The 22,774-nt window shown below is 72.6% G+C and carries 20 protein-coding genes; 14 read left to right on the plus strand and 6 right to left on the minus strand.

The genetic code is table 11. The features are described 5' to 3' along the window. Positions 1–9 precede the first annotated feature (9 nt). From JIW86_RS21280 to JIW86_RS21295, 4 genes are all read left to right on the plus strand, one after another. On the plus strand, positions 10–1,455 hold the full coding sequence (locus JIW86_RS21280) for a dihydrolipoamide acetyltransferase family protein (RefSeq protein ID WP_257555455.1): 1,446 nt from the start codon (positions 10–12) through the stop codon (positions 1,453–1,455). A 145-nt stretch (positions 1,456–1,600) separates the two neighbouring features. Next, entirely contained in the window at positions 1,601–2,539 is a 939-nt protein-coding gene (locus JIW86_RS21285; protein ID WP_257555456.1) for a GNAT family N-acetyltransferase, read from the plus strand. A 26-nt stretch (positions 2,540–2,565) separates the two neighbouring features. Further along, the gene (locus JIW86_RS21290; RefSeq protein ID WP_257555457.1) at positions 2,566–3,330 is read left to right on the plus strand and encodes a hypothetical protein; all 765 of its coding nucleotides are present in this window, start codon (positions 2,566–2,568) and stop codon (positions 3,328–3,330) included. A 184-nt stretch (positions 3,331–3,514) separates the two neighbouring features. Next, positions 3,515–6,271 (plus strand): PKD domain-containing protein, encoded by a 2,757-nt coding sequence (locus tag JIW86_RS21295; RefSeq protein WP_257555459.1) that lies wholly within the window; start codon positions 3,515–3,517, stop codon positions 6,269–6,271. A 76-nt stretch (positions 6,272–6,347) separates the two neighbouring features. Here JIW86_RS21295 and JIW86_RS21300 read toward each other — a convergent pair whose 3' ends face one another. Both JIW86_RS21300 and JIW86_RS21305 read right to left on the minus strand, forming a co-directional pair. Next, positions 6,348–6,767, minus strand: a complete 420-nt coding sequence (locus tag JIW86_RS21300; RefSeq protein ID WP_257555460.1) for a PPOX class F420-dependent oxidoreductase — start codon at positions 6,765–6,767, stop codon at positions 6,348–6,350. Positions 6,768–6,832: 65 nt separating this feature from the next. Next, the gene (locus tag JIW86_RS21305; protein WP_257555461.1) at positions 6,833–8,059 is read right to left on the minus strand and encodes a DUF1266 domain-containing protein; all 1,227 of its coding nucleotides are present in this window, start codon (positions 8,057–8,059) and stop codon (positions 6,833–6,835) included. Positions 8,060–8,280: 221 nt separating this feature from the next. Between JIW86_RS21305 and JIW86_RS21310 the strand changes: the two genes are divergently transcribed. Together JIW86_RS21310 and JIW86_RS21315 are read left to right on the plus strand one after the other, a co-directional pair. Beyond that, on the plus strand, positions 8,281–10,188 hold the full coding sequence (locus JIW86_RS21310) for a C1 family peptidase (protein ID WP_257555462.1): 1,908 nt from the start codon (positions 8,281–8,283) through the stop codon (positions 10,186–10,188). Positions 10,189–10,202: 14 nt separating this feature from the next. Continuing rightward, positions 10,203–10,511, plus strand: a complete 309-nt coding sequence (locus tag JIW86_RS21315) for a protease inhibitor I42 family protein (RefSeq protein WP_257555463.1) — start codon at positions 10,203–10,205, stop codon at positions 10,509–10,511. Here the strand turns inward: JIW86_RS21315 and JIW86_RS21320 are convergent. Next, positions 10,504–11,688 (minus strand): DUF418 domain-containing protein, encoded by a 1,185-nt coding sequence (locus JIW86_RS21320; RefSeq protein ID WP_257555464.1) that lies wholly within the window; start codon positions 11,686–11,688, stop codon positions 10,504–10,506. The genes JIW86_RS21315 and JIW86_RS21320 overlap by 8 nt on opposite strands. Before the next feature lie 130 nt (positions 11,689–11,818). Between JIW86_RS21320 and JIW86_RS21325 the strand changes: the two genes are divergently transcribed. Genes JIW86_RS21325 through JIW86_RS21335 form a run of 3 tightly spaced genes read left to right on the plus strand, consistent with a single transcriptional unit; the run spans position 11,819 to position 14,795 of the window. Further along, positions 11,819–12,460 (plus strand): GntR family transcriptional regulator, encoded by a 642-nt coding sequence (locus JIW86_RS21325; protein ID WP_257555465.1) that lies wholly within the window; start codon positions 11,819–11,821, stop codon positions 12,458–12,460. Then, positions 12,457–13,797, plus strand: a complete 1,341-nt coding sequence (locus JIW86_RS21330; protein WP_257555466.1) for an MFS transporter — start codon at positions 12,457–12,459, stop codon at positions 13,795–13,797. The genes JIW86_RS21325 and JIW86_RS21330 overlap by 4 nt, the downstream gene beginning before the upstream one ends. Before the next feature lie 14 nt (positions 13,798–13,811). After that, positions 13,812–14,795, plus strand: coding sequence for a helix-turn-helix domain-containing protein (locus JIW86_RS21335; RefSeq protein ID WP_257555467.1), 984 nt, complete (start codon positions 13,812–13,814; stop codon positions 14,793–14,795). Positions 14,796–14,937: 142 nt separating this feature from the next. Here JIW86_RS21335 and JIW86_RS21340 read toward each other — a convergent pair whose 3' ends face one another. Continuing rightward, positions 14,938–15,762, minus strand: a complete 825-nt coding sequence (locus tag JIW86_RS21340) for a maleylpyruvate isomerase family mycothiol-dependent enzyme (RefSeq protein WP_257555468.1) — start codon at positions 15,760–15,762, stop codon at positions 14,938–14,940. Between the two features lie 156 nt (positions 15,763–15,918). On the opposite strand from JIW86_RS21340, the gene JIW86_RS21345 reads away from it, so the two are divergent. From JIW86_RS21345 to JIW86_RS21365, 5 genes are all read left to right on the plus strand, one after another. Then, positions 15,919–16,716, plus strand: a complete 798-nt coding sequence (locus JIW86_RS21345) for a carbon-nitrogen family hydrolase (RefSeq protein ID WP_257555469.1) — start codon at positions 15,919–15,921, stop codon at positions 16,714–16,716. Then, positions 16,713–17,240 (plus strand): GNAT family N-acetyltransferase, encoded by a 528-nt coding sequence (locus JIW86_RS21350; protein WP_374199296.1) that lies wholly within the window; start codon positions 16,713–16,715, stop codon positions 17,238–17,240. The genes JIW86_RS21345 and JIW86_RS21350 overlap by 4 nt, the downstream gene beginning before the upstream one ends. 78 nt (positions 17,241–17,318) lie before the next feature. Further along, positions 17,319–18,119, plus strand: coding sequence for a hypothetical protein (locus tag JIW86_RS21355; RefSeq protein WP_257555471.1), 801 nt, complete (start codon positions 17,319–17,321; stop codon positions 18,117–18,119). A 28-nt stretch (positions 18,120–18,147) separates the two neighbouring features. Then, positions 18,148–18,669 carry a DUF4240 domain-containing protein gene (locus tag JIW86_RS21360; protein WP_257555472.1) on the plus strand — a complete coding sequence of 174 codons (522 nt, stop codon included), beginning with the start codon at positions 18,148–18,150 and terminating at the stop codon, positions 18,667–18,669. Between the two features lie 69 nt (positions 18,670–18,738). Further along, positions 18,739–20,580 carry an NHL domain-containing thioredoxin family protein gene (locus JIW86_RS21365; RefSeq protein WP_257555473.1) on the plus strand — a complete coding sequence of 614 codons (1,842 nt, stop codon included), beginning with the start codon at positions 18,739–18,741 and terminating at the stop codon, positions 20,578–20,580. Positions 20,581–20,628: 48 nt separating this feature from the next. Here JIW86_RS21365 and JIW86_RS21370 read toward each other — a convergent pair whose 3' ends face one another. Continuing rightward, positions 20,629–21,930 (minus strand): M18 family aminopeptidase, encoded by a 1,302-nt coding sequence (locus tag JIW86_RS21370; RefSeq protein ID WP_215146090.1) that lies wholly within the window; start codon positions 21,928–21,930, stop codon positions 20,629–20,631. A 102-nt stretch (positions 21,931–22,032) separates the two neighbouring features. Continuing rightward, positions 22,033–22,764 carry a hypothetical protein gene (locus JIW86_RS21375; RefSeq protein WP_257555474.1) on the minus strand — a complete coding sequence of 244 codons (732 nt, stop codon included), beginning with the start codon at positions 22,762–22,764 and terminating at the stop codon, positions 22,033–22,035. Between the last annotated feature and the right edge of the window lie 10 nt (positions 22,765–22,774).

The raw sequence follows: 22,774 nt of genomic DNA on the forward strand, positions 1-22,774 counted from the left end.
GCCACGTTCATGACCATCCGCGAATTCAAGATGCCCGACGTGGGCGAGGGCCTCACCGAGGCCGAGATCCTCAAGTGGTACGTCCAGCCGGGTGACACGGTCACCGACGGTCAGGTCGTCTGCGAGGTCGAGACGGCCAAGGCCGCCGTGGAACTGCCGATCCCCTTCGACGGTGTCGTGCACGCGCTCCTCTTCGAGGAGGGCACCACGGTCGACGTCGGCCAGGTGATCATCTCGGTGCAGACGGAGGGCGGCGAGCCCGCCGTCGAGACGGCCGAAGCCCCGGTCCAGGAGGCGGCCCCGGCCGTCGCCCCCGCCGTGGCCGAGGCCGAGCCGGCCCCCGCGGCGCGCCAGCCCGTCCTGGTGGGCTACGGCGTCTCCACCGCCTCCACGAAGCGCCGCCCGCGCAAGGCTCCGGCGCCCGCCGTGGCCGCGCAGAACGGCACGGCGGCTCCGGTGGCCGCGGCGGCCCCCGCGGCTCCGGCTCCGGCCGCCCCGGTGCTCCCCGCGGTCCCGGCCCAGCCGGCCGGTGAGCGGCCGCTGGCCAAGCCGCCGGTGCGCAAGCTCGCCAAGGACCTCGGCATCGACCTGGCCCTCGTGGTGCCCACCGGCGACGGCGGGGTCGTGACCCGGGAGGACGTCCACGCGGCGGCCGCCGCGGCGATCACCCCGCAGGCCGCGCCGGCCCCGGCCCCCGTGCAGGCTGCGGTGGCTCCGGCTCCGGTTCAGGCCCCGGCAGCCGAGGTGGCGTCGGCACGGGAGACCCGTATCCCGGTCAAGGGCGTCCGCAAGGTCACCGCCCAGGCCATGGTCGCCTCCGCCTTCACCGCGCCGCACGTCACCGAGTTCATCACGCTCGACGTGACCCGCACGATGAAGCTGGTCCAGGAGCTCAAGGACGACCCGGACCTGGCGGGGCTGCGGATCAACCCGCTGCTCCTCATCGCCAAGGCCGTCCTGGTGGCCATCCGCCGCAACCCGGACGTCAACGCGTCCTGGGACGAGGCGGCCCAGGAGATCGTGCTCAAGCACTACGTCAACCTGGGCATCGCGGCGGCCACCCCGCGCGGGCTGATCGTCCCGAACATCAAGGACGCGCACGCCAAGACGCTCGGCGAGCTGTCGACGGGTCTGTCCGAGCTGGTCGCCACGGCCCGCGAGGGCAAGACCTCCCCGGCGGACATGCAGAACGGCACCATCACCATCACCAACGTCGGCGTCTTCGGCGTCGACACCGGTACGCCGATCCTGAACCCGGGCGAGTCCGCGATCCTCGCGGTCGGAGCGATCAAGCTGCAGCCGTGGGTCCACAAGGGCAAGGTGAAGCCGCGTCAGGTCACCACCCTGGCCCTGTCGTTCGATCACCGTCTCATCGACGGCGAGCTCGGCTCCCGCTTCCTGGCCGACATCGCGGCGGTCCTGGAACACCCCCGCCGCCTGATCACCTGGGCGTGACGGGCGACGACGCACATCCCGGAGGCCGGCCCCGCGACACGGGGCCGGCCTCCGGCCGTTTCCGGTAGGCGGCAGGCAGGCGGCAGGTACGCGGCAGGTACGGAAACCCCTGGCCAGCGCGGTCACCAGGTGTGATCATCGCCGGATGCGCTTTCGACCTGCCACCGCAGACCCGGCCGACCTGGACCGCGCCGTCGCCTATCCGGCCGACGGTCCCGTCCCCGCCCTGACCGCCGAGCGGATCCGTGAGGAGCTCGCCGGGAACCGGTTCCGCCCCGAGTGGATCTGGTTCGCCGAGGACGAGGACGGGGAGGTCCTGGCCCGCGCCCTGTGGTGGGGCCGCCCCGACAGCGAACAGCCCATCGCGCTCGACTGCCTCCAGGTGCGGGCCTCGGTGGCCGCCCCGGCCGCACTGGCCGCCGGGCTGCTCGCCGCCGGCCACGCCGCCTTCGGCGGGCTCCCGCTCTACAACCTCTCGCTGCCCCGCGACTGGCGGACCGACCCGGCGATGGCCGACGCGGTCGCCTGGCGGCAGAAGGCGGCGTACGAGAGCGGTCTGACCACCGAGATCGAGCGCCTGCGCTACGAGTGGACCCCAGCCGCCGGGAGCCCGGCCGAGCCCTCCGGGCGGCTGGTCTTCCGCGAGGGCACGGACGAGGAGTTCCTGGAGGCGTTCATGCGCCTGTCGGCCGGCAGCCTCGATCTGCACACGCAGACCGAGCTCCAGTCGATGGATGCGGAGCAACTGGCCCGCGACGACATCGAGTTCTACCGGGACTGCCCCGGCGAGCGCTCGTGGTGGCGCCTCGCCGAACTCCCCGACGGCACCCTCGCGGGCCTGGCCGTGCCCTCCGCGACCCCGTACCACCGCAACGTCGGCTACCTGGGCGTCGTACCGGAGCAGCGCGGCCAGGGCCTGATCGACGAGATCCTGGCCGAGATCACCCGCTTCCACGCGGCCGAGGGCGCGGAGCGCATCACCGCGACCACCGACACCGTGAACGCCCCGATGGCGGCCGCCTTCGACCGGGCCGGCTACGAGGTCACGGAGATCCGCCTCGTCCTGGAGAGCCCGGCACGGTGACGGGGCGGACCCGGTAGCCTCCCGGCGTGCCGATAGCCGAGTTGCAGGTGTACTCCGTCGAGGAGGCCGACGTCACGGGCGGCGTGTGCGTGGTCCGCTGCGTCGGCGGGGTGGCGCGGGCGGGCCAGGTCTACGCGGTGGGGGAGCTACGGCTCGGGCTGCGCCGCATCGAGCGGTACGGGCGCACCGTCGGCTTCTTCGACGCCGGGCACGTCGCGAAGGTCCATCTCACCGGCGCGGTGGTCGCGCTGCTCAGCCGGGGGCAGGTGCTGACCGCGGTGCCGCCGGACGGGCACTCGCTGGAGGAGCTGGAGGAGTGGCTGGCCACCGGCCCGCCGCTGGGCGACGAACCCCACCCGCGGACGCTGCGCACCTTGGCGGTGGGGTGGATGCGGGACGACCAGGTGCCGGACGGGATCCGGCTCCGCTGGGGCCGGGTGGCGCTCGCCGCGACCGACCGCTGCGCGGAGGCCGAGGGCACGGACGGTCTGGCCCGGGGGGCCGAACTGGCCGCCGTACGGGGCTACCTGATCCGGGAGTTCGGCCCGGAACGCGGCGGCGATCCGGCGGCCCTGTGCCGGGAGCTGCTGGCACTGATCGACCTGACCCCACAGGAGGCGGCGGCGCGGGGCCGGATCTGGCGGGACCTCCCGCACGGCGGCATCCTGCACCTGCGCCGGATCAAGCTCCTGATCCCGTGGCTGGCCCTGGTCCGTCCGCACCTCGGGGACGGTGACCCCTTGGCGGCCTCGGTGGACGCGTGGGCGGCGGTGCGCCCGCATCTGCCGTAGGCCCGCATGGCCCGCACGTCAACGGGGGTGACATCGGCTTTCGGACAGTGTGATGATGGGCGCAGTACGCGGGGGGTCGCGTGCGCCCGACTGTCGCTGGGGGAACGTCACGCCTGCCAGTCGTGCGGCGCAGCTGCATCCTTCGTGACTCCACGCAGTCCTCTTCACGAAGGAAACCCTCCTGGTGCGTCCCACTCGCACGACGGTCCTGCTCACCGCGGGTCTCGTCACCCTCTTCGGCGCCCCGGCCGCCACGGCCGCCGAGACCCCGGCCAGCCTCTACGTCAACAATCAGGCCGACTCCAACTGCTCGGACTCCGGTTCGGGTACGCAGGCCGTCCCGTACTGCACCATCTCGGCGGCGGCCAAGGCCGTGCGGCCGGGCCAGACCGTGCAGATCAAGCCGGGCAAGAGGTACGACGAGGCCCTCACCGTCGACCGCTCCGGTGAGCCCGGCAAGCCGATCACCCTCGTCGCCGAAGGCCGTGATGAGATCGGACTCCCAGCCAGGGTGTCACTGGGTGAGGGCGCCGTGACCGTCAGCGGCGCTTCCCACGTGGTGCTCCGCGGGCTGGTCACGACCGGTCCCGTCCGGGTCGGCGGTTCCACGGATGTCGAACTCGACTGGATGGACGTGGAGGGCCACGACGACGTCGTGGTCGGCGACGCGAGCACCGACGTGCGCCTCACCCGAAGCGAGGTGCACGGCGTCCGGATCGAAGGCGGTGCCCGGGGGACCCTCCTCGGCCGCAACTTCATCCGCAGCGGCACCGCGACGCTGGTCACGGCGGTGGACGCACCTGGCACGGTGGTCACCAACAACACCTTCCTCCTCGACTGCGTGGCAGCCCTTTCGATCAGTGGTGCCTCCACCGGGTCCGCGGTGTTCAACAACGTGATCTACCCAGCCGACTTCACCCCCTGTGCGTCCGGCAGTGCGCACGCCGGCATCGTGGTGTCGGAAAGCGCCGCCGCGGGTACGCGCGCCGACTCCAACCTGCTGGTCGACGGAGCCACGAGCCAGCTGAACGCCTACAACTGGTCCGGCACCGCCTACGAGACCGCTGCGGCGTTCCAGGCCGCGACCGGGCAGGGCGCGCACGACATCGTGACCCCGTCCGCCCCCGGCACCATCCACGGGGACCAAGGCTCCATGGCCGTCGACTCCGGTGACTCGACGGCGCCGGGCGTACTGCCCTCGGACAACCGGTTCTTCCCGACCGCGGACGACCCGCGCGTGCCCAACACGGGCAAGGACGGCGGCTTCATCGACCGCGGTGCCCGCGAGACCCAGGACGACCTGCGCAGCGTCTCGATGCAGCTCGACCCGCTCTGGGCTCCGGCCGGCACCACGGTGACGGCCAAGGCCTTCCCGACCAGCACGTGGTCCGCGGCCCTGACCTACCACTACGACTTCGGTGACGGGACGGCCCCGGTCGTCACCAAGAACACCACCGCCGAGCACGTCTACGGCAAGCCGGGCGACTACGTGGTCAATGTGACGGCGGTCAACGGAGTGGGGAAGAAGGTCTCCGCCGAGCCGCAGACGACCAAGGTGACCGCCCCCGGCCCGCTGACGGCGGGCTTCACCGCCACGCCGGTCCTGCCGACCTCGGACAGCCCGATCGGGAACGGCGCTCCGCTGACCATGTCGTTCGACCCCCGGCCCGCCACCGCGGCGCCGTGGCCGGTGACGGACGTGTACGTGGACTTCGGTGACGGTTCCTCCGAACACAGCGACCACATGGACCGCGCCTACCGGCACACCTACAGTCAGCCCGGCGACTACAAGGTGACGTTCACCCTCTACGACTCGAAGAGCGGCACGTCCAAGGTCAGCCGGAACGTCCGGGTCGACTACGCGGCGTCCGGGTATGTGGCGACGGCGCCGTTCCGGGTGTTGGACACCCGTGCCACCAACGCGCCCGTGCAGGGAGGCGTGGCCACTCCCGTGGTCCTGCCCGTCGGCCTCGCCGTACCGGGTCACGAGCTCTCGGGAAGCATGGCGTCGGCGGTCCTGAACGTGACGGTCACGGGTGCCACGGAGGACACCCACCTCAGTGTCTGGCCGTCGGGTCAGCCCCGTCCGGTGACCTCGAACGTCAATGTGAAGGCGGGCGGTACCTCGTCCAATACGGTCACGGTCCCGGTGGGCGCTGACGGCAAGGTTGCCGCGCAGCTCAACTCCGGCAGGGCCTCGCTGATCGTGGACTTCGTGGGTTACTACCAGCCGAACATCGGGGAGCGGTTCAGCCCGGTGACCCCGACCCGCGTCGTCGACACCCGTACTGCCGGTGGTGCGCTGGGCGCCGGCCAGACCCGCACGGTGAAGGTCGCCGGTGTGAACGGCGTCCCGGCGGATGCCACGGCGGTTGCGCTGAACCTGACGGGTACGGGTGCGACCGAGCAGGCGCACGTGATCGCCTACCCGGATCCGGCGAAGCGTCCGGCGACGTCGAACCTGAACGTGGAGCCGGGCAAGGACAAGTCGAACCAGGCGATCGTCCCGGTCGGGCCGAACGGCACCATCACCCTGTTCACCAACTCCGGTTCCACCCATCTGGTCGTCGATGCGGTCGGCTACTACGGCAAGGACGGCAAGGCTCTCTTCACCCCGGTCGTGCCCAAGCGTCTCGCCGACACCCGTACGACCGGCAAGCTCGCCCCGGGCGCGACCACCACCGTGGCCGGCCTGCCGGCGAACGCGGTCGGTGCGGTCCTGAACGTGACCGCGACCGAGTCCACCGGCCCCGGCTTCCTGACCGTCCACGGGTTCGGGACTCCGCGTACGGATGCGAGCAGCCTGAACACGCTCCCGGGTCTGACCGTTCCGAACCACGTCACGACCCCGGTCGGAGACGGCAAGGTCAGCGTCTTCAACAGCTGGGGCGGCAGCAACCACGTGATCACCGACCTGCTCGGCTACTTCACCCAGAGCTAGCCACAGCGGCAGCACACACCGGAGCCCCGGCCCCCGCGCACTGCGAGGGCCGGGGCTCCCGGCTGTCCGGGGTGCCTCAGCTCCCGGCCTTGGCGGCGTTGCCGAGGACCTTGGTCGGGGTGATGCGGACGACCACGCGGACGTTGTCGGCCGGGGCGTCCTGGTACTCCTTGCCGGCGCCCGGGCCGAGGTACTCCTCGGCGATGCGGACGGCGACCGCGCGGCCCGCGTCCTCGGCGACGGTGGCCGTGCCGCGGATCTCGGCGTAGAGGAAGGGATTGGCCAGGTCGAAGACGGTCAGGCCGACCCGCCCGTCGCGGACGATGTTGCGCTCCTTGCGACGGCCCTGCTCGGTGGAGATCAGCAGATCGGCGCCCTCGCGGGACACCCAGACCACGGAACTCTGCGGACTTCCGTCGGGGTTGATGGTCGACAGGACGGCGGGGTGCGGCGCGTCCAGCAGTCCGCGCACGGTCTCGTTCAGCTCAACAGTCATGCCTGAGAGGCTAAATGCCGTGCCGGGGTGGCCGCCGGGAGTGCGCCGAGCCGGATGCGTCTTCGTCACGTCCAGGGGAGGTTGAGCCACGGGCTGCCCGGATCGGTCGTCAGCGCGCGGTGCGTGGCGACCATCTCCTCGTACCAGTGCCCGAACTCCTCCTCGTCGAAGTGCAGGCAGCGCCCGAGGACGAAGCCGGCGGACAGGTCCTCCCAGGAGCGGTAGGCGAGCTTGCAGGCCCGGCCGGCCCGTACGACGGCGTCCTCGGTCTCCTCGAGGCTGCCGTAACGGGCGCCGAGGCCCCAGCGGGCCATCTGGGAGGCCCGGCCGTAGTCCCAGGCCTCGACGGACCGGACGTACTTCCCCTCGGCGAGCAGCCCGTCGGCCCGGAAGCGCTGTTCGTAGCGGGCGATGCGGCCGATGACCCGCTGGATGCCCGCGATCTCGCCCTCGACCTCGGCGGCCGGGCGCGGCTCGGCCATGGTGACGCCGTCGGGGGTGATCCGGGGCTCGGCGGCCCGGTCGGCGTTCGCCCGGAGGATCGACGCGGTGGCGTGCCGCCAGTGCTCGATGTCCACGGGCCCGGCGAACTCCTTCTCGAGGGCGCGGCGGACGCGGAGGGCGAACTCCCATACGGAGCTGACCATGTCGGCGGTCAGCAGCTGCTCGGTGCTCTCCAGCCACTCCTCGCGGCTGGTGATGCCCCACCATTCCTTGAGCTTCCGTCGCTCGGCGCTGTAGCCGCGGCCGTGAAAGCCGATGGCGTTCCAGAACATGCCGTTGTTCACGGACAGGTGCGCTCCGCAGGCCAGCCCGAAGGCGACGGGCCCGTGCAGCGGCCCGCCGAGGTGCAGGGCGTGGACCTTGTGCCGCTCCAGGCCGGTGGAGCGCGGTTTCCGGCCGTGGTGGAAGGCCCATGTGGCGCGGTGGGCCGGGGTGGCGGGGAGGAAGACCTCGAAGGGGGTGCCGGGGTTGACGGCCAGGTACGCGGGCCCGCCGGTGGCCGGGAAGGCGTCGACGAACCAGCCGAGGCACTCGCTCTCGAAAACCAGGTCGGGGGTCGGGACGGGCAGCATGCCGGCCGTGAAGGAGACGTAGGCCTCGGCGCCGACCTGGGGGAAGTAGGTGCGTTCCCGTCGGATCAGGTCGGGATGCGCGTCCTGGTAGGCGCGGGACTGGGGGATGAAGAGTTCGGTGAGGGCGAGGACGTCGAAGAAGGCGCCCCAGTCGCCGCGTGCCCTGGTCTCGTGCAGCTCTCGTTCTATCGCGCTCGGAGCGGTCCAGTTCCCCATGCGGAAACCCTAGCCGGAGCCGTCGATCGCCAGTTCGGCCCATACCCGAGCCTCCGACAGATCCGCGACGCCCTGCACGGTTTCCGGTAACGGAAACCGGCCCGGCGGCCGGCGAGCCCCCGTGTGCCTCCGCGCGACCGTGCGGACCCCCTTGACGGGGTTCGGGCGCGGGGAGACGCTCCCACGTCGGGGATCCGAACGGGTGCAGCTGGGGGGCCGCCATGCCGGAGGAATCTGTCCAGACAGCGGGGGAGTTGCGGGCACGGCTCGCGGCGCGCGGGGCGCGGTGGTCGGTCCTCGAGCACCTGGCCGACGAGGAGCCGGTGCCGCGGCCCTCGCTCGGTCTGGAGCCCGGGAGGAACCTGACCCCCGCCGAGGCGGTACGGTCCGCCGACCTGCGGGCGCTCATCGGGCGCGAGAGCGGCAATCCGCACCTCACCCGGCGGCGGGCCGCCCACGGGCTGCTGCCCGGCACCCGGGCGGGTGTCCGGCCCGCGGCCGTCGACTGGCGCAGCCGCTGGGGCCGGTCCTGGATCACCAAGGTGAAGGACCAGAACCCGTGCGGTTCCTGCTGGGCCTTCGGCGCCGCCGGGCTGGTGGAGTCCATGGCCCGCATCGAGCACTGCGTGTGGGCCGAGCGCTCCGAGGGAGACGTGCACGACGGGCTGAGGTTTTCCTGCGGGCAGGGGTCGAACCCCGAGACGGCCCTGGACTGGATCAGGACCAACGGCGGGCTCGCCGACCCGGACTGCTGGCCGTACGGCACCCCGCCCGCCGGCCTGCCCGCCGCCCGGCGCGAGGCCTGGCGCGCCGAGTACACGCCCAGCTGGGACCGTTCGGGCCGGACCGTCCGGATCACCGACTACGTCCGCCTCGGCGACGTCGAGCAGCAGAAGGTCTGGCTGGACACCGTCGGCCCGCTGACCGCCTGCTTCGACGTGTACGACGACTTCTTCGCCCTCGGCGCCGGGGTCTACCACCGCACCGGCGACCGACTCGCGGGCGGCCACTGCGTGTTGATCGTCGGGTACGACGACGCGGCCGGCTGCTGGCTGTTCAAGAACTCCTGGGGCACGGGCTATCACGTCGGCGGCTACGGCCGGATCGCCTACGGCGAGGTGAACATCGACTACTGGGCCAAGTGCGGCCTGCGCGACACCAACATCGACCCGTGGAGCAAGCGCCGTCTGCACACCGGCAACGTCTACGAGAGCGGCAACGGCCGCGCCCACCGCAACTTCGAGCTGCTCGCGCGGGCCGGCGGGGGCCGTCTCCAGCACTGGTGGCGCGAGGGCGACGCCCCCTTCGGGTGGGCCCGCGCGGGCACCTTCGCGAACGACGCCTCGGGCCCGCCCGCCTTCACCGGCTCCACCTACAACCGGAACATGGAGTCCCTGCACGTGACCACCGGGGGCCGGCTGCGCCACTGGTACTACGAGCAGTCCGCCGGTGTGTGGCGCGACGGCGGCGCCTTCGGCCCGGGCGACGCGTCCGTCGGCTCGACCCCGGCGTTCATCCAGAGCGATTACGGCAAGCCGGGCAACTTCGAGGTGGTCGTGCGGACCGCGGACGGCCGCCTGAACCACTGGTGGCGGATCAACGGCGCCCCCTGGACCTGGAACGACGGCGGCTGCTTCGCCTCCGGCATCGCCCACTACGGCCCCGCCCTCGTCCAGACCCGATCCCGCCGCCTCGACCTCGTCGCCGCCCGCGCCGACGGCCGGATGCAGCTGTGGTGGCGGGACGACGCGAACGGCTTCGTCTGGCGGGCCGGGGAGGTCTTCGGCGAGGGGGCGGCCTCCGCGCCCTGCCTGATCGAGGGGCAGTACGGGGCGGTGGACGAGGACACCGCCGGTAACTACGAGCTGTGCGTGGCCGTCGCCGGCGGGCGCGTCGAGCACTGGTGGCGCGGCAACGCGAGCGGCTCGGACTGGAGCCGCAGCGCGGTCTTCGGGCACGACGTCCGGGCGGTCACCGGGATGCTCCAGGGCAGTTTCGGGTTCAACCTGGAGGTGATCGTCCTGCGCACCGACCGCCTGCTCCAGCACTACTGGCGTGGGGGTACCTCCCAGACGGAGTCTGGGGGAGGTGCCGGCTGGCACGAAGGGCCGGTGATCGGCCCCGGCTGAGAGGACCGAGGCGCGTGGAGGTACGGAGCGTCGTGCTGAGCCCCGGTGAGCCGTACGAGCTGCGGCTGACCGGGCGCGGGGCGCGCGGGTACGTGTGGACCTGGCAGATCACCGGCGACGCGGACGTGGTGGCGGTGTCGGAGGCGCCGACGGCCTCCGAGGAGGAGCTCCCGGTTCCGGGGGCGGCGGTGGAGCGGACGTACGTCGTACGGGGCCGTCCCCCGGGCGGCGGCCGGGCCCGGATCCGGTTCGCGCAGATCCGGCCGCCCTACCCGGACGAGGCCCCGTACGACGAGTTCGTCCTGGACGTGGAGGTCACCTGAGCACCCACCGCTGTACGGATTCCAGCGGGCCCCGGTCGAAGCGGCGCAGCCACAGCCACGACCCGGCGGACAGGGCGAGCCCGACGGCCGCCCACAGGCCCATCACCCACCAGGGGCCGGTCCCGGCGAGCCGGCCGGCGAGGCCCAGTCCGAAGCCGTAGCAGAGCAGCATGCACAGCAGGTTCTGGGTGACGTAGCAGGTCAGGGCGGTGCGGCCGACCGAGCCGAGGGCGGTGGTGACGGGTCGCGGGATCCACAGCCGGTCCAGGGCGACGCCGATCAGGCCGATGTAGCCGACGGCGACGAGCGGCGCGATCCCGTAGCGGCCCAGGACGAAGAAGGCGTCGCCGCCGAGGGTGGTCGCGGCGTTCAGGGGCAGTCCGAGGCCGAGGCCCCAGACCGCCATCCGGGCCCGCAGGCGCCGGCCCGCGCCGGTGGGGCCGAAGGCGCCCGCGCGGTGCAGCCGGACGCCGAGGAGGAAGAGGAACACCAGCAGGCCGAAGGAGAAGACGGGCTCGATGCGCAGCGCGAGGAAGTGCTCCAGCCGGAAGGCGATCTGGGCGCCGTAGCCTCCTTGCGCGTACAGCTCGACGGCGGCCGCCTCCGGCGCCTTCGGCGTGCCGTCGCCGGGCCGGGCGACGGCCGCCAGGGTCACCAGGGAGACCAGGGTCAGGTGCACGGAGGCGGCCGTCCACATGGCGCGCCTGCGGACCTTCTCGGAGCGGGCGAGCAGCCAGGCGACGAGGAGGGCGGTGACGGCGTACCCCATCAGCACGTCCCACGCGAAGACGAGGACGAAGTGGACGGTGCCCTCGGCGAAGAGGAAGGCGGCGCGCCGCGGGTAGCGGCCCGGCCACGGCTCGCCGCGGCGGGCGGCGGAGTCGTACTGGATGGCCAGGCCCACCCCGAACAGGACCGTCAGCAGCGCCAGGAACTTGCCGTCCGCGAGGAAGCGGAAGACGCTCTCGGCGATTGTCGCGGCGGAGGGGTCGGCGAGAGGGTCGGAGGAGGAGAACCCGCCCTGGAGCACGCTCCACTCCGAGCCGGGCGAGGCGAAGATCCAGACGTTGGTCATGAGCGTGCCGAGGATGGCGGCGCCGCGCAGTACGTCGAGGAGGGGGAGCCGGGCGGTCGTCGGGTTCACCGGGACGGTGGTCAGGGTGTCGGTGTCGGCCATGACTTCAGCGTCCCGGCGCGCGGGGCTCCGTACCTCGTGCGGGTGGACGAAAGCGCGGTACATCCTTCGATGCAGTCTTGGATGCTGAGACACGACACGGCTGTACACAGCATGTATCTATGCTGTGCCCATGTCAGCACCCGCACCCGCCGCCGACCGCGTCTACCGGCACATCAAGCAGGGCGTTCTCGACCGCCGGTACGAGGGCGGCACGCTCCTCACCGAGGGCGAGGTCGCCGAGGCCGTGGGCGTCTCCCGCACACCGGTGCGCGAGGCGTTGCTGCGCCTGGAGACCGAGGGGCTGATCCGGCTCTACCCCAAGAAGGGCGCGCTGGTCCTGGCCGTGTCGGTGCAGGAGATCGCGGATGTCGTCGAAACCCGGCTGCTGGTCGAGGAGTTCACCGTACGGCGGGCCGTTCCGGCCCCGGCCGCGCTGCTCGGGCGGCTGGAGGAACTGCTGCGCGCGCAGGAGCGGCACGCGGACAGCGGGGACCTGGCGGCTTTCGCCGTCGAGGACCGCTGCTTCCACGCCGAGATCGTCCGGCACGCCGGCAACCAGATCCTCTCCCGGCTCTACGACCAACTGCGCGACCGGCAGCTGCGGATGGGCGTCGCGGTGATGCACGCCCATCCGGACCGGGTCGCGCAGAACCTCGTCGAGCACCGCGAGATCCTGACGGCGCTGCGGGCGGGCGACGCGGACCGCGCGGCGGCGTGCGTACGGGCGCACCTGGGCCGGGTCGGATCCCTGATGCGCGGGGACGCCCGGTGAGCGCCCTCGATCCTCCGGGCGGGCGGAAGGCCGTCGCCGTCTGGTCCATCGGCGTCGCCGTCTACTTCGTGGCGGTGATCTTCCGTACCAGCCTGGGCGTCGCCGGACTCGACGCCGCCGACCGCTTCCACGTCAACGCCTCGGCGCTGGCGACCTTCTCGCTGCTCCAGCTCCTGGTGTACGCGGGGATGCAGATACCGGTGGGGCTGATGGTGGACCGGCTCGGCACCAAGAAGGTGCTGACGCTCGGAGCCGTCCTCTTCACCACCGGACAGCTCGCCTTCGCGCTGTCCCCCTCGTACGAGATGGCGCTGGCCGCCCGGGCCCTGCTGGGCTGCGGCGACGCCATGACCTTCATCTCGGTGCTGCGGCTCGGCACCCGGTGGTTCCCGGCCCGGCGCGGGCCGCTGATGGCGCAGCTGGCGGGGCTGGTCGGGATGGCGGGCAACCTCGTCTCCACGCTGGTGCTGGCGCCAGTCCTGCACGGGGTCGGCTGGGTGCCGGCCTTCGCGGGGAGCGCGGCGGCGGGGCTGGTCGTCCTGGTCCCGCTGGTGCTGTTCCTGCGCGACCATCCGGACGGGCACGCGGCGCCGCCGGTCGCGCGGGGCGCGGGCGGGGGCTTCGTCCGCCGCCAGATCCGCGAGTCCTGGAGCGAACCGGGCACCCGGCTCGGACTGTGGGTGCACTTCACCACGCAGTTCCCGGCGATGGTCTTCCTGCTGCTGTGGGGCATGCCGTTCCTGGTCGAGGCGCAGGGCCTGTCCCGGACCACCGCGGGCGGCCTGCTCACGCTGGTGGTCGCCTCCAACATGGCGCTGGGCCTCGTCTACGGCCAGATCGTCGGCCGCCGCCAGTCCTCGCGGATACCCCTCGCCCTGGGCACGGTGGGCCTGACGGCCCTGCTCTGGGCGGCGGTCCTCGTCTACCCGGGCGACCGGGCCCCGATGTGGCTGCTGATCACCCTGTGCCTGGTGCTGGGGTCCTGCGGACCGGCGTCGATGATCGGCTTCGACTTCGCCCGCCCGGCCAACCCGGCGGACCGCCAGGGCACCGCCTCCGGGATCACGAACATGGGCGGCTTCATCGCCTCGATGACCACCCTGCTGGCGGTGGGTATCCTCCTGGACGCCACCGGCGACAACTACCGCATCGCGTTCTCGACGGTGTTCGTCCTGGAGGCGCTCGGCGTCACGCAGATCCTCCGGCTGCGCGGCCGGGCCCTGTCCCGCGAGGCCGCCGGAGGCCGCGCCGTGGTCCCCGCGCCGCGGGCCCCGCAACCGGAGCAGGCCTCTCGCGCGTGTCCCCTTCCGGAGACGTCGGGGCGCGGGCCACAGTAGGGGGATCTGCCGGAATGTGGACCAGAGCGTCCGCCGCCACCGTGCCGGTGGCGGACCGATTCGAGTGGTTCAACGAACTCGTCGCCTCCGCCCTGATCCCGACGGCCATCAAGAGCGAGGAGTCCGCCGACTTCCGGGCCGAGGCGGCAATGCTGGACCTCGGCGTCACCCAGGTGTCCACCTTCGCGCACTCGCCCCTGAGCTCGCGCCGCACGCCCGCCCTGATCCGGCGCGGGGACCCGGAGCAGTACCAGCTGGCGCTGATCACCGGGGGCCGGTGGTGGATGTCCCATAGCGGCGGCGACGAGGATTTCGGCGTCGGCGACATGATCCTCTGGGACACCTCGCGCCCCCAGGAGACCGTCGCCCACCCCGGGGACGGCCCGAGCCGGTCGGTCATCCTCCATCTGCCGAAGGACGTCCTGCCCCTGCGGTCGGGCCGGGTCGACCGGCTGCTCGGCCGGCGCATCGCCTCGGACAGCGGCATGGCGGCCGTCCTGGCCGGGTTCATCGCCTCGCTCGGCGAGCACGGCTCCGCATGCGAGCCGCAGGAGCTGCGCCGACTGGGCTCGGTGGCCGTCGATCTGGCCGCCGCCTGCCTGGCCCACCGCCTCGACGCCTACGGGGAACTCCCCGCCGAGGCCCGCGCGCGGGCCCTGCGCGAACGGATCGACGCCTTCATCGAGCACAACCTCGGGGATCCGGCGCTCACCCCGGGCCTGATCGCCGCCGCGCACGGCATCTCCGTACGGAGCCTGCACGTGCTCTTCGGCGAGGAGGGTGAGAGCGTCTCGGCCGCCGTCCGGCGCCGTCGCCTGGAGCGCGCCCGCGCCGATCTGGCCCGCCCGGAGCTGGCCGGCCGGCCCGTCCACGACATCGCGGCCCGCTGGTGCTTCACCAGCGCCCCGGCCTTCAGCCGCGCCTTCCGCGCGGCCTACGGGCTCAGTCCCACCGAGTTCCGCAGCGCGGCCGCGCTCAAGGCCGGAACACCGCGCTGAAACCTGCGCCCCGGGCGGGGCGGACCCCCGTCCCACCCCGCCCGAACGTGCGCAGTGAGGTCGAGACTAGGGAAGGGCGACCACCGGGTGTGTGCCGTGCGCGCAGAGTTTGTTGATCTTGCGCGCAGGCACAGGCCGGCGATTACGGCGTCACGGCGAACGCCGCCAGGATGGCCTCGGCCAGCTGCGCGTCGCCCTCGATCTTCACCCGGTCGGCGACGGTGTGCGCGCGGACCCGGCCCGCGGCGAGGCGGACGTACGTCTCCCAGTCCAGCGTGAGCGTCACGGCCGGCCCCAGCGACGGGGCCTTGTCCACCGTCCCCCGCCCCTCGGCGTCGACCCGTACCGTCCGCATGAACTCCAGCGCACCGTGCACGTCGATCACCACGGCCGAGTTCGCCGGGGCGCCCGCCCGCTTCGCGACCACCTTCGGCAGCCCGGAGAGCAGGATGTCCCGGGCCACGTACGCACCCGGTGAGTCCCAGTTGCCCGGCACGCCCAGCGCCGCCCGCAGGTCCTGCTCGTGGATCCAGACGTCGAACGCCCGCAGCCGCAGCGCCTGCTCCAGCGTCACCTGGTCACCCAGCGGGCCCCGCACCATCGTGGCCGGATCCCGCTTCTCGTTCCGCAGCTGCCGCGACCGCCGGATGACGGTGTACTCGAGCTCCGAGGTCATCTCCGGCGCGGTGTGGTGCCGCCGTACGTCGACCTGCACCTCCATGTACCGGCTGAACTCGTCCACCACGTGCCGCAGGTCCCGGGCCACGGTGTGGATCGGCCGCGGGTCTCCGAGCTGCTCGCATTCGATCCCGATGATGTGCGAGACGACGTCACGGACCGACCAGCCGGGGCACGGCGTCGCCCGGTTCCACTCGCCCTCCGTCAGCGGGAGGACCAGCTCGGATATTGCCTCGATGGAGTGCGTCCACGCGTCGGCATAGGGCTGAAGGCTGGGATGGACGGTCAACGGGACCCCTCGCGGTGCTGTTCAGTGGCGCGTTCTGGAAGCTCTGGACATCAGACTCGGTTTCCAAAACTACGCTGCCGGTGAGCACCCCGGCAGTGCTTTCGTGTGACGATCGTAGGCCCGAGTTGAAGGCTGGAATGCCAGGACGGTGGTAATGTGCGCGCCTCGCTGATTCAAATCGCAGTGAACGAGGGCGAGTCGGTCGATTCCCGGCGTGCCCGCGCGGCCGAGCTCGTACGGGAGCAGGCAGGCTCCGACCTCGTCGTGCTGCCCGAACTGTGGACGGTCGGGGCGTTCGCGTACGAGCAGTTCGAGACCGAGGCGGAGCCGCTGGACGGCCCGACCTACGCGGCCATGTCCGAGGCCGCCCGCGACGCCGGGGTCTGGCTGCACGCGGGCTCGGTCGTGGAGCGGGCGGGCGACGGCTCGCTCTACAACACCACCCTCGTCCTCTCCCCGGAGGGCGAGCTGGCCGCCACCTACCGCAAGATCCACCGGTTCGGCTTCGACCAGGGCGAAGCGGTGCTCATGGCGGCGGGCGACTCCCTGACCACGGTGGAGCTGCCGGAACAGACCCTCGGCATCGCCACCTGCTACGACCTGCGCTTCCCCGAACTGTTCCGCGGCCTGGTCGACGCCGGGGCCACCACGATGGTCGTCGCCGCCGGTTGGCCCGCGCGGCGCCGGTCGCACTGGACCCTGCTCAGCCGGGCGCGGGCGGTCGAGGACCAGTCGTACGTCCTGGCGTGCGGGCTGGCCGGCACCCACGCGGGCGTCGAACAGGCCGGGCACAGCCTGGTGGTGGACCCCTGGGGCGAGGTCCTGGCCGAGGCGGGACCCGGCGAGGACGTCCTCACGGTCGACCTCGACCCGGACAAGGTCACCGACACCCGCGCCCAGTTCCCGGCCCTCAAGGACCGCATGCTGGGGATCCGGACCCCGGCCGCCCGGTGACCGGGGACGCGGCGCCGGACCACGGCCTGCGGCGGCGCGAGCCCGCCGACCTCGACGCGTGCGCCGGGGTGCTCGCCGCCGTCCACGCGCACGACGGCTACCCGGTGAACTGGCCCGACCGTCCCGCGCAGTGGCTCGACCCGCCCTCCCTGCTCGCCGCCTGGGTGGCGGCATCCGGCGGCCGCGTGACCGGCCACGTCGGCCTGTCCCGCAGCGGAGCGGGAGACGCGGCGCCGGCCCTGTGGAGCCGCCGCGCGGGTGTCCCCGCCGACCGCACCGCGGTGATCAGCCGGCTGTTCGTCTCGCCCGGGGCCCGCGGCCGGGGGACCGGCGCCCTGCTGCTGGAGCGGGCCGCGCGGGACGCGCGCGAGCGCTCGCTGCATCCCGTGCTCGACGTCCTGGCCTCCGACACGGCGGCGGCAGCCCTCTACGAAAGCCTGGGCTGGAGCCGCCTGGCCACCGTGGAGCAGCGGTGGAGCCCGGAGCAGACGGTGCGCGTGCACTGCTACGCGGCGCCCGCCTGACGGTCTCACCCGCACCCCGGTCCTCCTCCTCGTCCCCGGGCCTGCAGCGCTGATCCGTGGCCGCGATAGGTTGCCGTCATGCCCCTGCTCTACGTGACCGACCTGGCGTACCCGGCGCGCGGCCGCCGCTACGGCGACGAGGACACATTCCTCACCGCCCGGCTGCGCGAGCACTTCCCGCTGGCCCTGTGCCATCCGCGCGACGCGGAACGCCTGCTGCCCGGCTTCGACGCCGTGGTCGTCCGCAACAGCGGTCCGGTCCTGCACTACCAGGAGGCCTACGACTCCTTCCGGGCCGCCGCGCTCGCCTCCGGCACCCCGGTCTACAACCCGCTCACGGGCCGCGGAGACATGGCGGGCAAGCAGTACCTGCTCGACCTCACGGCCGCCGGGTACCCGGTCATCCCGACCGTCGACGACCCGGCCCGGCTGTCGGAACTGCCGGACGTGCCGCAGTACGCGGTCAAGCCCAAGCAGGGCGCGGACTCCATCGGGCTCACCTTCACCGCCACCCCCACGGGCCCGGCCGGCGAGATCCTCATCCAGCCCCGCATCGACTTCGCGTACGAGGTGTCCTTCTACTTCGTCGACGACGCCTTCCAGTACGCGCTCCACGCCCCGGACCCGGACCGCCGCTGGGAGCTGGTGACCTACGAACCCACCGACGCGGACCTGGCGTTCGCCCGCACCTTCATCGAGTGGAACACCCTCTCCCACGGCATCCAGCGGGTGGACGCCTGCCGCGCGCCCTCGGGCGAACTGCTCCTGGTCGAGCTGGAGGACCTGAACCCGTACCTCTCCCTGGACCTCCTCCCGCCCGAGGTCCAGGACGCCTTCATCACATCACTCACGGGATCTCTCCACTCCTTCCTCACCTGATGTCAGACCCGGGTGCGAGGCTCTGTTCATGGACAAGCAGACCTTCTGGAAGCTGATCGACACGGCGCGCGCGGAGGCGGCGCAGGACCTGGTGGCGGAGCGTGCGGCGGTGTTGCTCGCACGCCTCCCGGAGGCGGAGATAGCCGCGGCCCAGCAGGTGCTGTGGGATCTGCTGGCGGAGTCCTACCGCAATCCCCTCTGGGCCGCGGCCTACGTGATCAACGGCGGCTGCTCGGACGACGGCTTCGACTACTTCCGGGGCTGGCTGCTCACCCAGGGGCAGGAGGCCTTCGAGGCGGCCCTGGCCGACCCGGACTCCCTGGCGTCCCACCCCGCGGTGCGCGAGGCCGCGCGGGAGGGCCTGGAACTGTCCGACGAGGAGGCCCTCTCCATCGCCTGGACCGCCTACGAGACCGCGACGGGCCGGGAACTCCCGGCGGACTCCTTCACGATCAGCTACCCGGCGCTGGACCCGTCCTGGGACTTCGACTTCGACGACACCGAGGAGACCACGGCCCGCCTCCCCCGGCTGAGCGCCCTCTTCGACTAGACGGGGCAGCCGCGGGCTCCTTCGTACGGGCGTGACCGGGCGTTCATGCGCGGATGGCAAGCTTGAAGCATGAACGATGCCGCCCCGGCGCACACCCCCGCGCCCGCGCCCCGACGTGCCCGTGTCCGTGCCCCCGAGCTGATCGGCGAGGGAGGCTGGCTGAACACCGGCGGGAAGCCGTACACCCTCGCTGACCTGCGAGGGCGGATTGTGATCCTGGATTTCTGGACCTTCTGCTGCATCAACTGCCTGCACGTCCTCGACGAGCTGCGCGAGCTGGAGGAGAAGCACCGCGACACCGTCGTGATCATCGGGGTGCACTCGCCGAAGTTCGTGCACGAGGCCGAGCACGCCGCCGTCGTCGATGCCGTCGAGCGGTACGAGGTGCACCACCCGGTGCTGGACGATCCGGAGCTCGCGACCTGGAAGCAGTACGCCGTGCGGGCCTGGCCCACGCTCGTGGTGATCGACCCCGAGGGGTACATCGTCGCGCAGCACGCCGGTGAGGGGCACGCGCACGCCATCGAGCGGCTCGTCGAGCAGCTGGAGGCCGAGCACGAGGCCAAGGGGACGCTGCGGCGCGGCGACGGGCCGTACGTGGCGCCCGAGCCGGTGGCGAGCGATCTGCGGTTCCCCGGGAAGGCGCTGGTGCTGCCCAGCGGGAACCTCCTGGTGTCGGACTCGACGCGGCACCAGCTCGTGGAGCTGGCCCCCGACGCGGAGAGCGTCGTACGGCGCATCGGGAGCGGCGAGCGCGGGTTCACCGCCGAGAGCTTCAGCGAGCCGCAGGGGCTGGCGCTGCTGCCCGACGGGAGCGTCGTCGTCGCCGACACCGTCAACCACGCGCTGCGCCGCTTCGACCCGGCCACCGGGGCCGTCGAGACCGTCGCCGGCACCGGCCGGCAGTGGTGGCAGGGCTCGCCCACCTCGGGGCCCGCGCTCGAGGTGGACCTGTCCTCGCCGTGGGACGTGGCCTGGTGGCAGGACAAGGTCTGGATCGCCATGGCCGGTGTCCACCAGCTGTGGACCTGGGACCCGGAGGCGGGCACCGTCCAGGTCGCGGCGGGCACGACCAACGAGGGCCTGCACGACGGGCCGGCCGACGAGGCCTGGTTCGCCCAGCCCTCCGGGCTCGCGGCGGCCGGGGACCGGCTGTGGATCGCCGACTCCGAGACCAGCGCGCTGAGGTACGTCCACCCCACCGATGCCGGCTACGCCGTCACGACCGCCGTCGGCACCGGGCTGTTCGACTTCGGGCACCGGGACGGGGACGCCGGCCAGGCCCTGCTCCAGCACCCGCTCGGGGTCACCGCGCTGCCCGACGGCTCGGTCGCGGTGTGCGACACCTACAACCACGCGCTGCGCCGGTACGACCCCGCCACCGGCGAGGTCTCGACGCTCGCCACCGACCTGCGCGAGCCCAGCGACGCCGTGCTGTGCGGTGCGGACATCGTGGTCGTCGAGTCCGCCCGGCACCGGCTGACCCGGCTGCGGCTTCCGGAGGACGCGGTACGGGTGGACGCGGTCGCCCACCGGACGCAGCGCGCCGCCACCGAGGTGGCGCCCGGCACGCTCCGCCTCGACGTGGTGTTCCAGGCTCCGAGCGGGCAGAAGCTCGACACCCGCTACGGGCCGTCCACCCGGCTGCTGGTCTCCTCGACCCCGCCCGAGCTGCTCGCGACGGGCGAGGGCGCCGGGACCGACCTGTTCCGGGAGCTCGCGCTGAACCCGGAGGTCACCGAGGGCGTGCTGCACGTCTCCGCGATGGCGGCGTCCTGCGACGACGACCCGTCGAACGAGTACCCGGCCTGCCACGTCCACCAGCAGGACTGGGGCGTGCCCGTCCGCGTCACCGCCGACGGCGCCTCCCGCCTGCCCCTCGTCCTCGCCGGGATGGACGACGAGGGGTGACGTCCCGCCTTTGACGTCCCGCCTCTGACGACCGGCCTTCCTGGGGGCTCAGCCCTCCAGGAAGGCCACCAGGGCGTTGGCGAGGAGGTAAGGGTCGTCCGCGCCGCACAGTTCGCGGGCGCTGTGCATCGACAGGATCGCAACGCCGATGTCGACGGTCTGGATGCCGTGGCGGGCGGCGGTGATCGGGCCGATCGTCGTGCCGCACGGCATCGAGTTGTTGGAGACGAAGGTCTGCCACGGCACCCCGGCCCGCTCGCACGCGCTCGCGAACACCGCGCGCCCGCTGCCGTCCGTCGCGTACCGCTGGTTGACGTTGACCTTCAGGATCGGACCGCCGTTGGCCCGAGGGTGGTGCGAAGGGTCGTGGCGCTCCGCGTAGTTGGGGTGCACGGCGTGGCCGGTGTCGGAGGACAGACAGATGGTTCCCGCGAAGGCTCTCGCGCGGTCCTCGTACGAGCCGCCGCGCGAGAAGACTGAACGTTCCAGCACGTTCCCCAGCAGCGGTCCGTCCGCGCCGGTGTCCGACTGCGAGCCGTTCTCCTCGTGGTCGAAGGCGGCCAGCACCGGGATGTGCTCCAGCTTCCCGGCGCTGGACGCCGCGGACGCGGCCGCCAGCGCCGCGATCCCCGCGTGCACCGACAGCAGGTTGTCCATCCGGGGACCGGCGAGCAGTTCGCGGTCGCGGCCGAGGTAGGCGGGCGGCTCGATCGAGTGGACCATCAGGTCCCAGCCGGCCACCGAGCCCTGTTCCAGGCCCTCTTCCTCCTCGAGGAACGCGATCAGGTCGCCCTCCTGCACATCGCCCAGGCCCCAGATCGGCTGCATGTGCCGCTGCTTGTCGAGCTTGAGGCCGTCGGTGTTCACCGACCGGTCCAGGTGCACGGCCAGTTGGGGCACGCGCAGCAGCGCGCGGTCCACGTTCACCAGGCGCTCGCTGCCGTCGCGCAGGGACAGCCGCCCGGCCAGGCCCAGGTCGCGGTCGAGCCAGGTGTTGAGCAGGGTCCCGCCGTAGATCTCGACGGCGATCTGCCGCCAGCCCTGGGAGCCGGTGTCCGGCAGGGGCTTGACCCGCAGGTTGGGGGAGTCCGTGTGCGCGCCGATGATCCGGAAGGGAGTGTGGGCGCTCGCGCCCTCGGGGACGAACCAGGCGATGAGCGCGCCGCCGCGGAGCACGAACTTGCCCCCGGTACTCGCATCCCAGGCGTCCGTTTCCGACAACTGCCTGAAGCCTGCCTTTTCCAGCCGCTCGGCCGCGTTGGCCACGGCGTGGTACGGCGACGGACTGGCCGTCAGGAAGGTCATCAGATCGTCGGTGTGGCCGCGGTCGAAGCGGGCGGGAGAGCTCATGTGGTTCACCTTAACGACGGTCGTGTTCGCCATGGCCGGACTGCGGCTGATAGCCGAGAGGTCGGGGACCGCGAGGTGTGTGATCTGCGGTCCCGTCAATTCTCAGCCCGGCGGACGCTCGAATCGGCGGTGCAGCTGTCTGCGCTCGCCCCGGCGGATGCGCGGGAGCATCTCCGGGGTCTGCGCGGAGCGCTGCGCGCGCCTTTTGCGTCCGGCGCAGAAGATACAGCCCTCACCTGGGGGTGCGTCGGGGTCGATGGGCGCCCCTGGGTGCTCGGAGCAGCCGGAGGCGTTGCGCGGCCGCGACAGCTCGCGGGCGACGATGAAGGCGCGGTGGAGGTCGTCGGCGATCCGGACGAAGTCCTCCGCGGGCGAGGACAGGCTGAGGTGGAAGCGCTGGTCCTCGACGGTGCGCAGGTACGAGCGCAGCGTCTCGAGGCTGTACGGGCCCTCCGGCACGGGGTAGCCGAGGCGCCGCTGCTCCGCGGCGGGCGCGGGACCGGCGGGCCGGCCGCCCTGCAGCCGCCGCCCGAGCCGGCGCCGGTCGTTGCAGATGAGGCAGCGGCCCCAGCCGTCGGGGGCCTCGGGGTCGAGGGCGCCGTTGGGGTGCTCCGGGCAGCCGGTGTAGCTCTTGGCGGGGGCCAGCCCGGCGGCGGTCTGGAAGGCCACGTACAGCGCGTCGGCGATCCCGTCGTACTCGGCGGGGTGCGCGCCGTCGTACAGCTCCCGGAGGTGGTCGCCGAGGCTTCCCAGGCTCGCCTGCAGCTCCTTGAGGGCGTACGGCCGCCCGGTCGGGACGGAGTACCCCCTGCTGTGCTGCTCCTGTGGACTCATACGTATGAGC

Source organism: Streptomyces sp. NBC_00162 (assembly GCF_024611995.1).
In the GTDB taxonomy this organism is placed as follows: domain Bacteria; phylum Actinomycetota; class Actinomycetes; order Streptomycetales; family Streptomycetaceae; genus Streptomyces.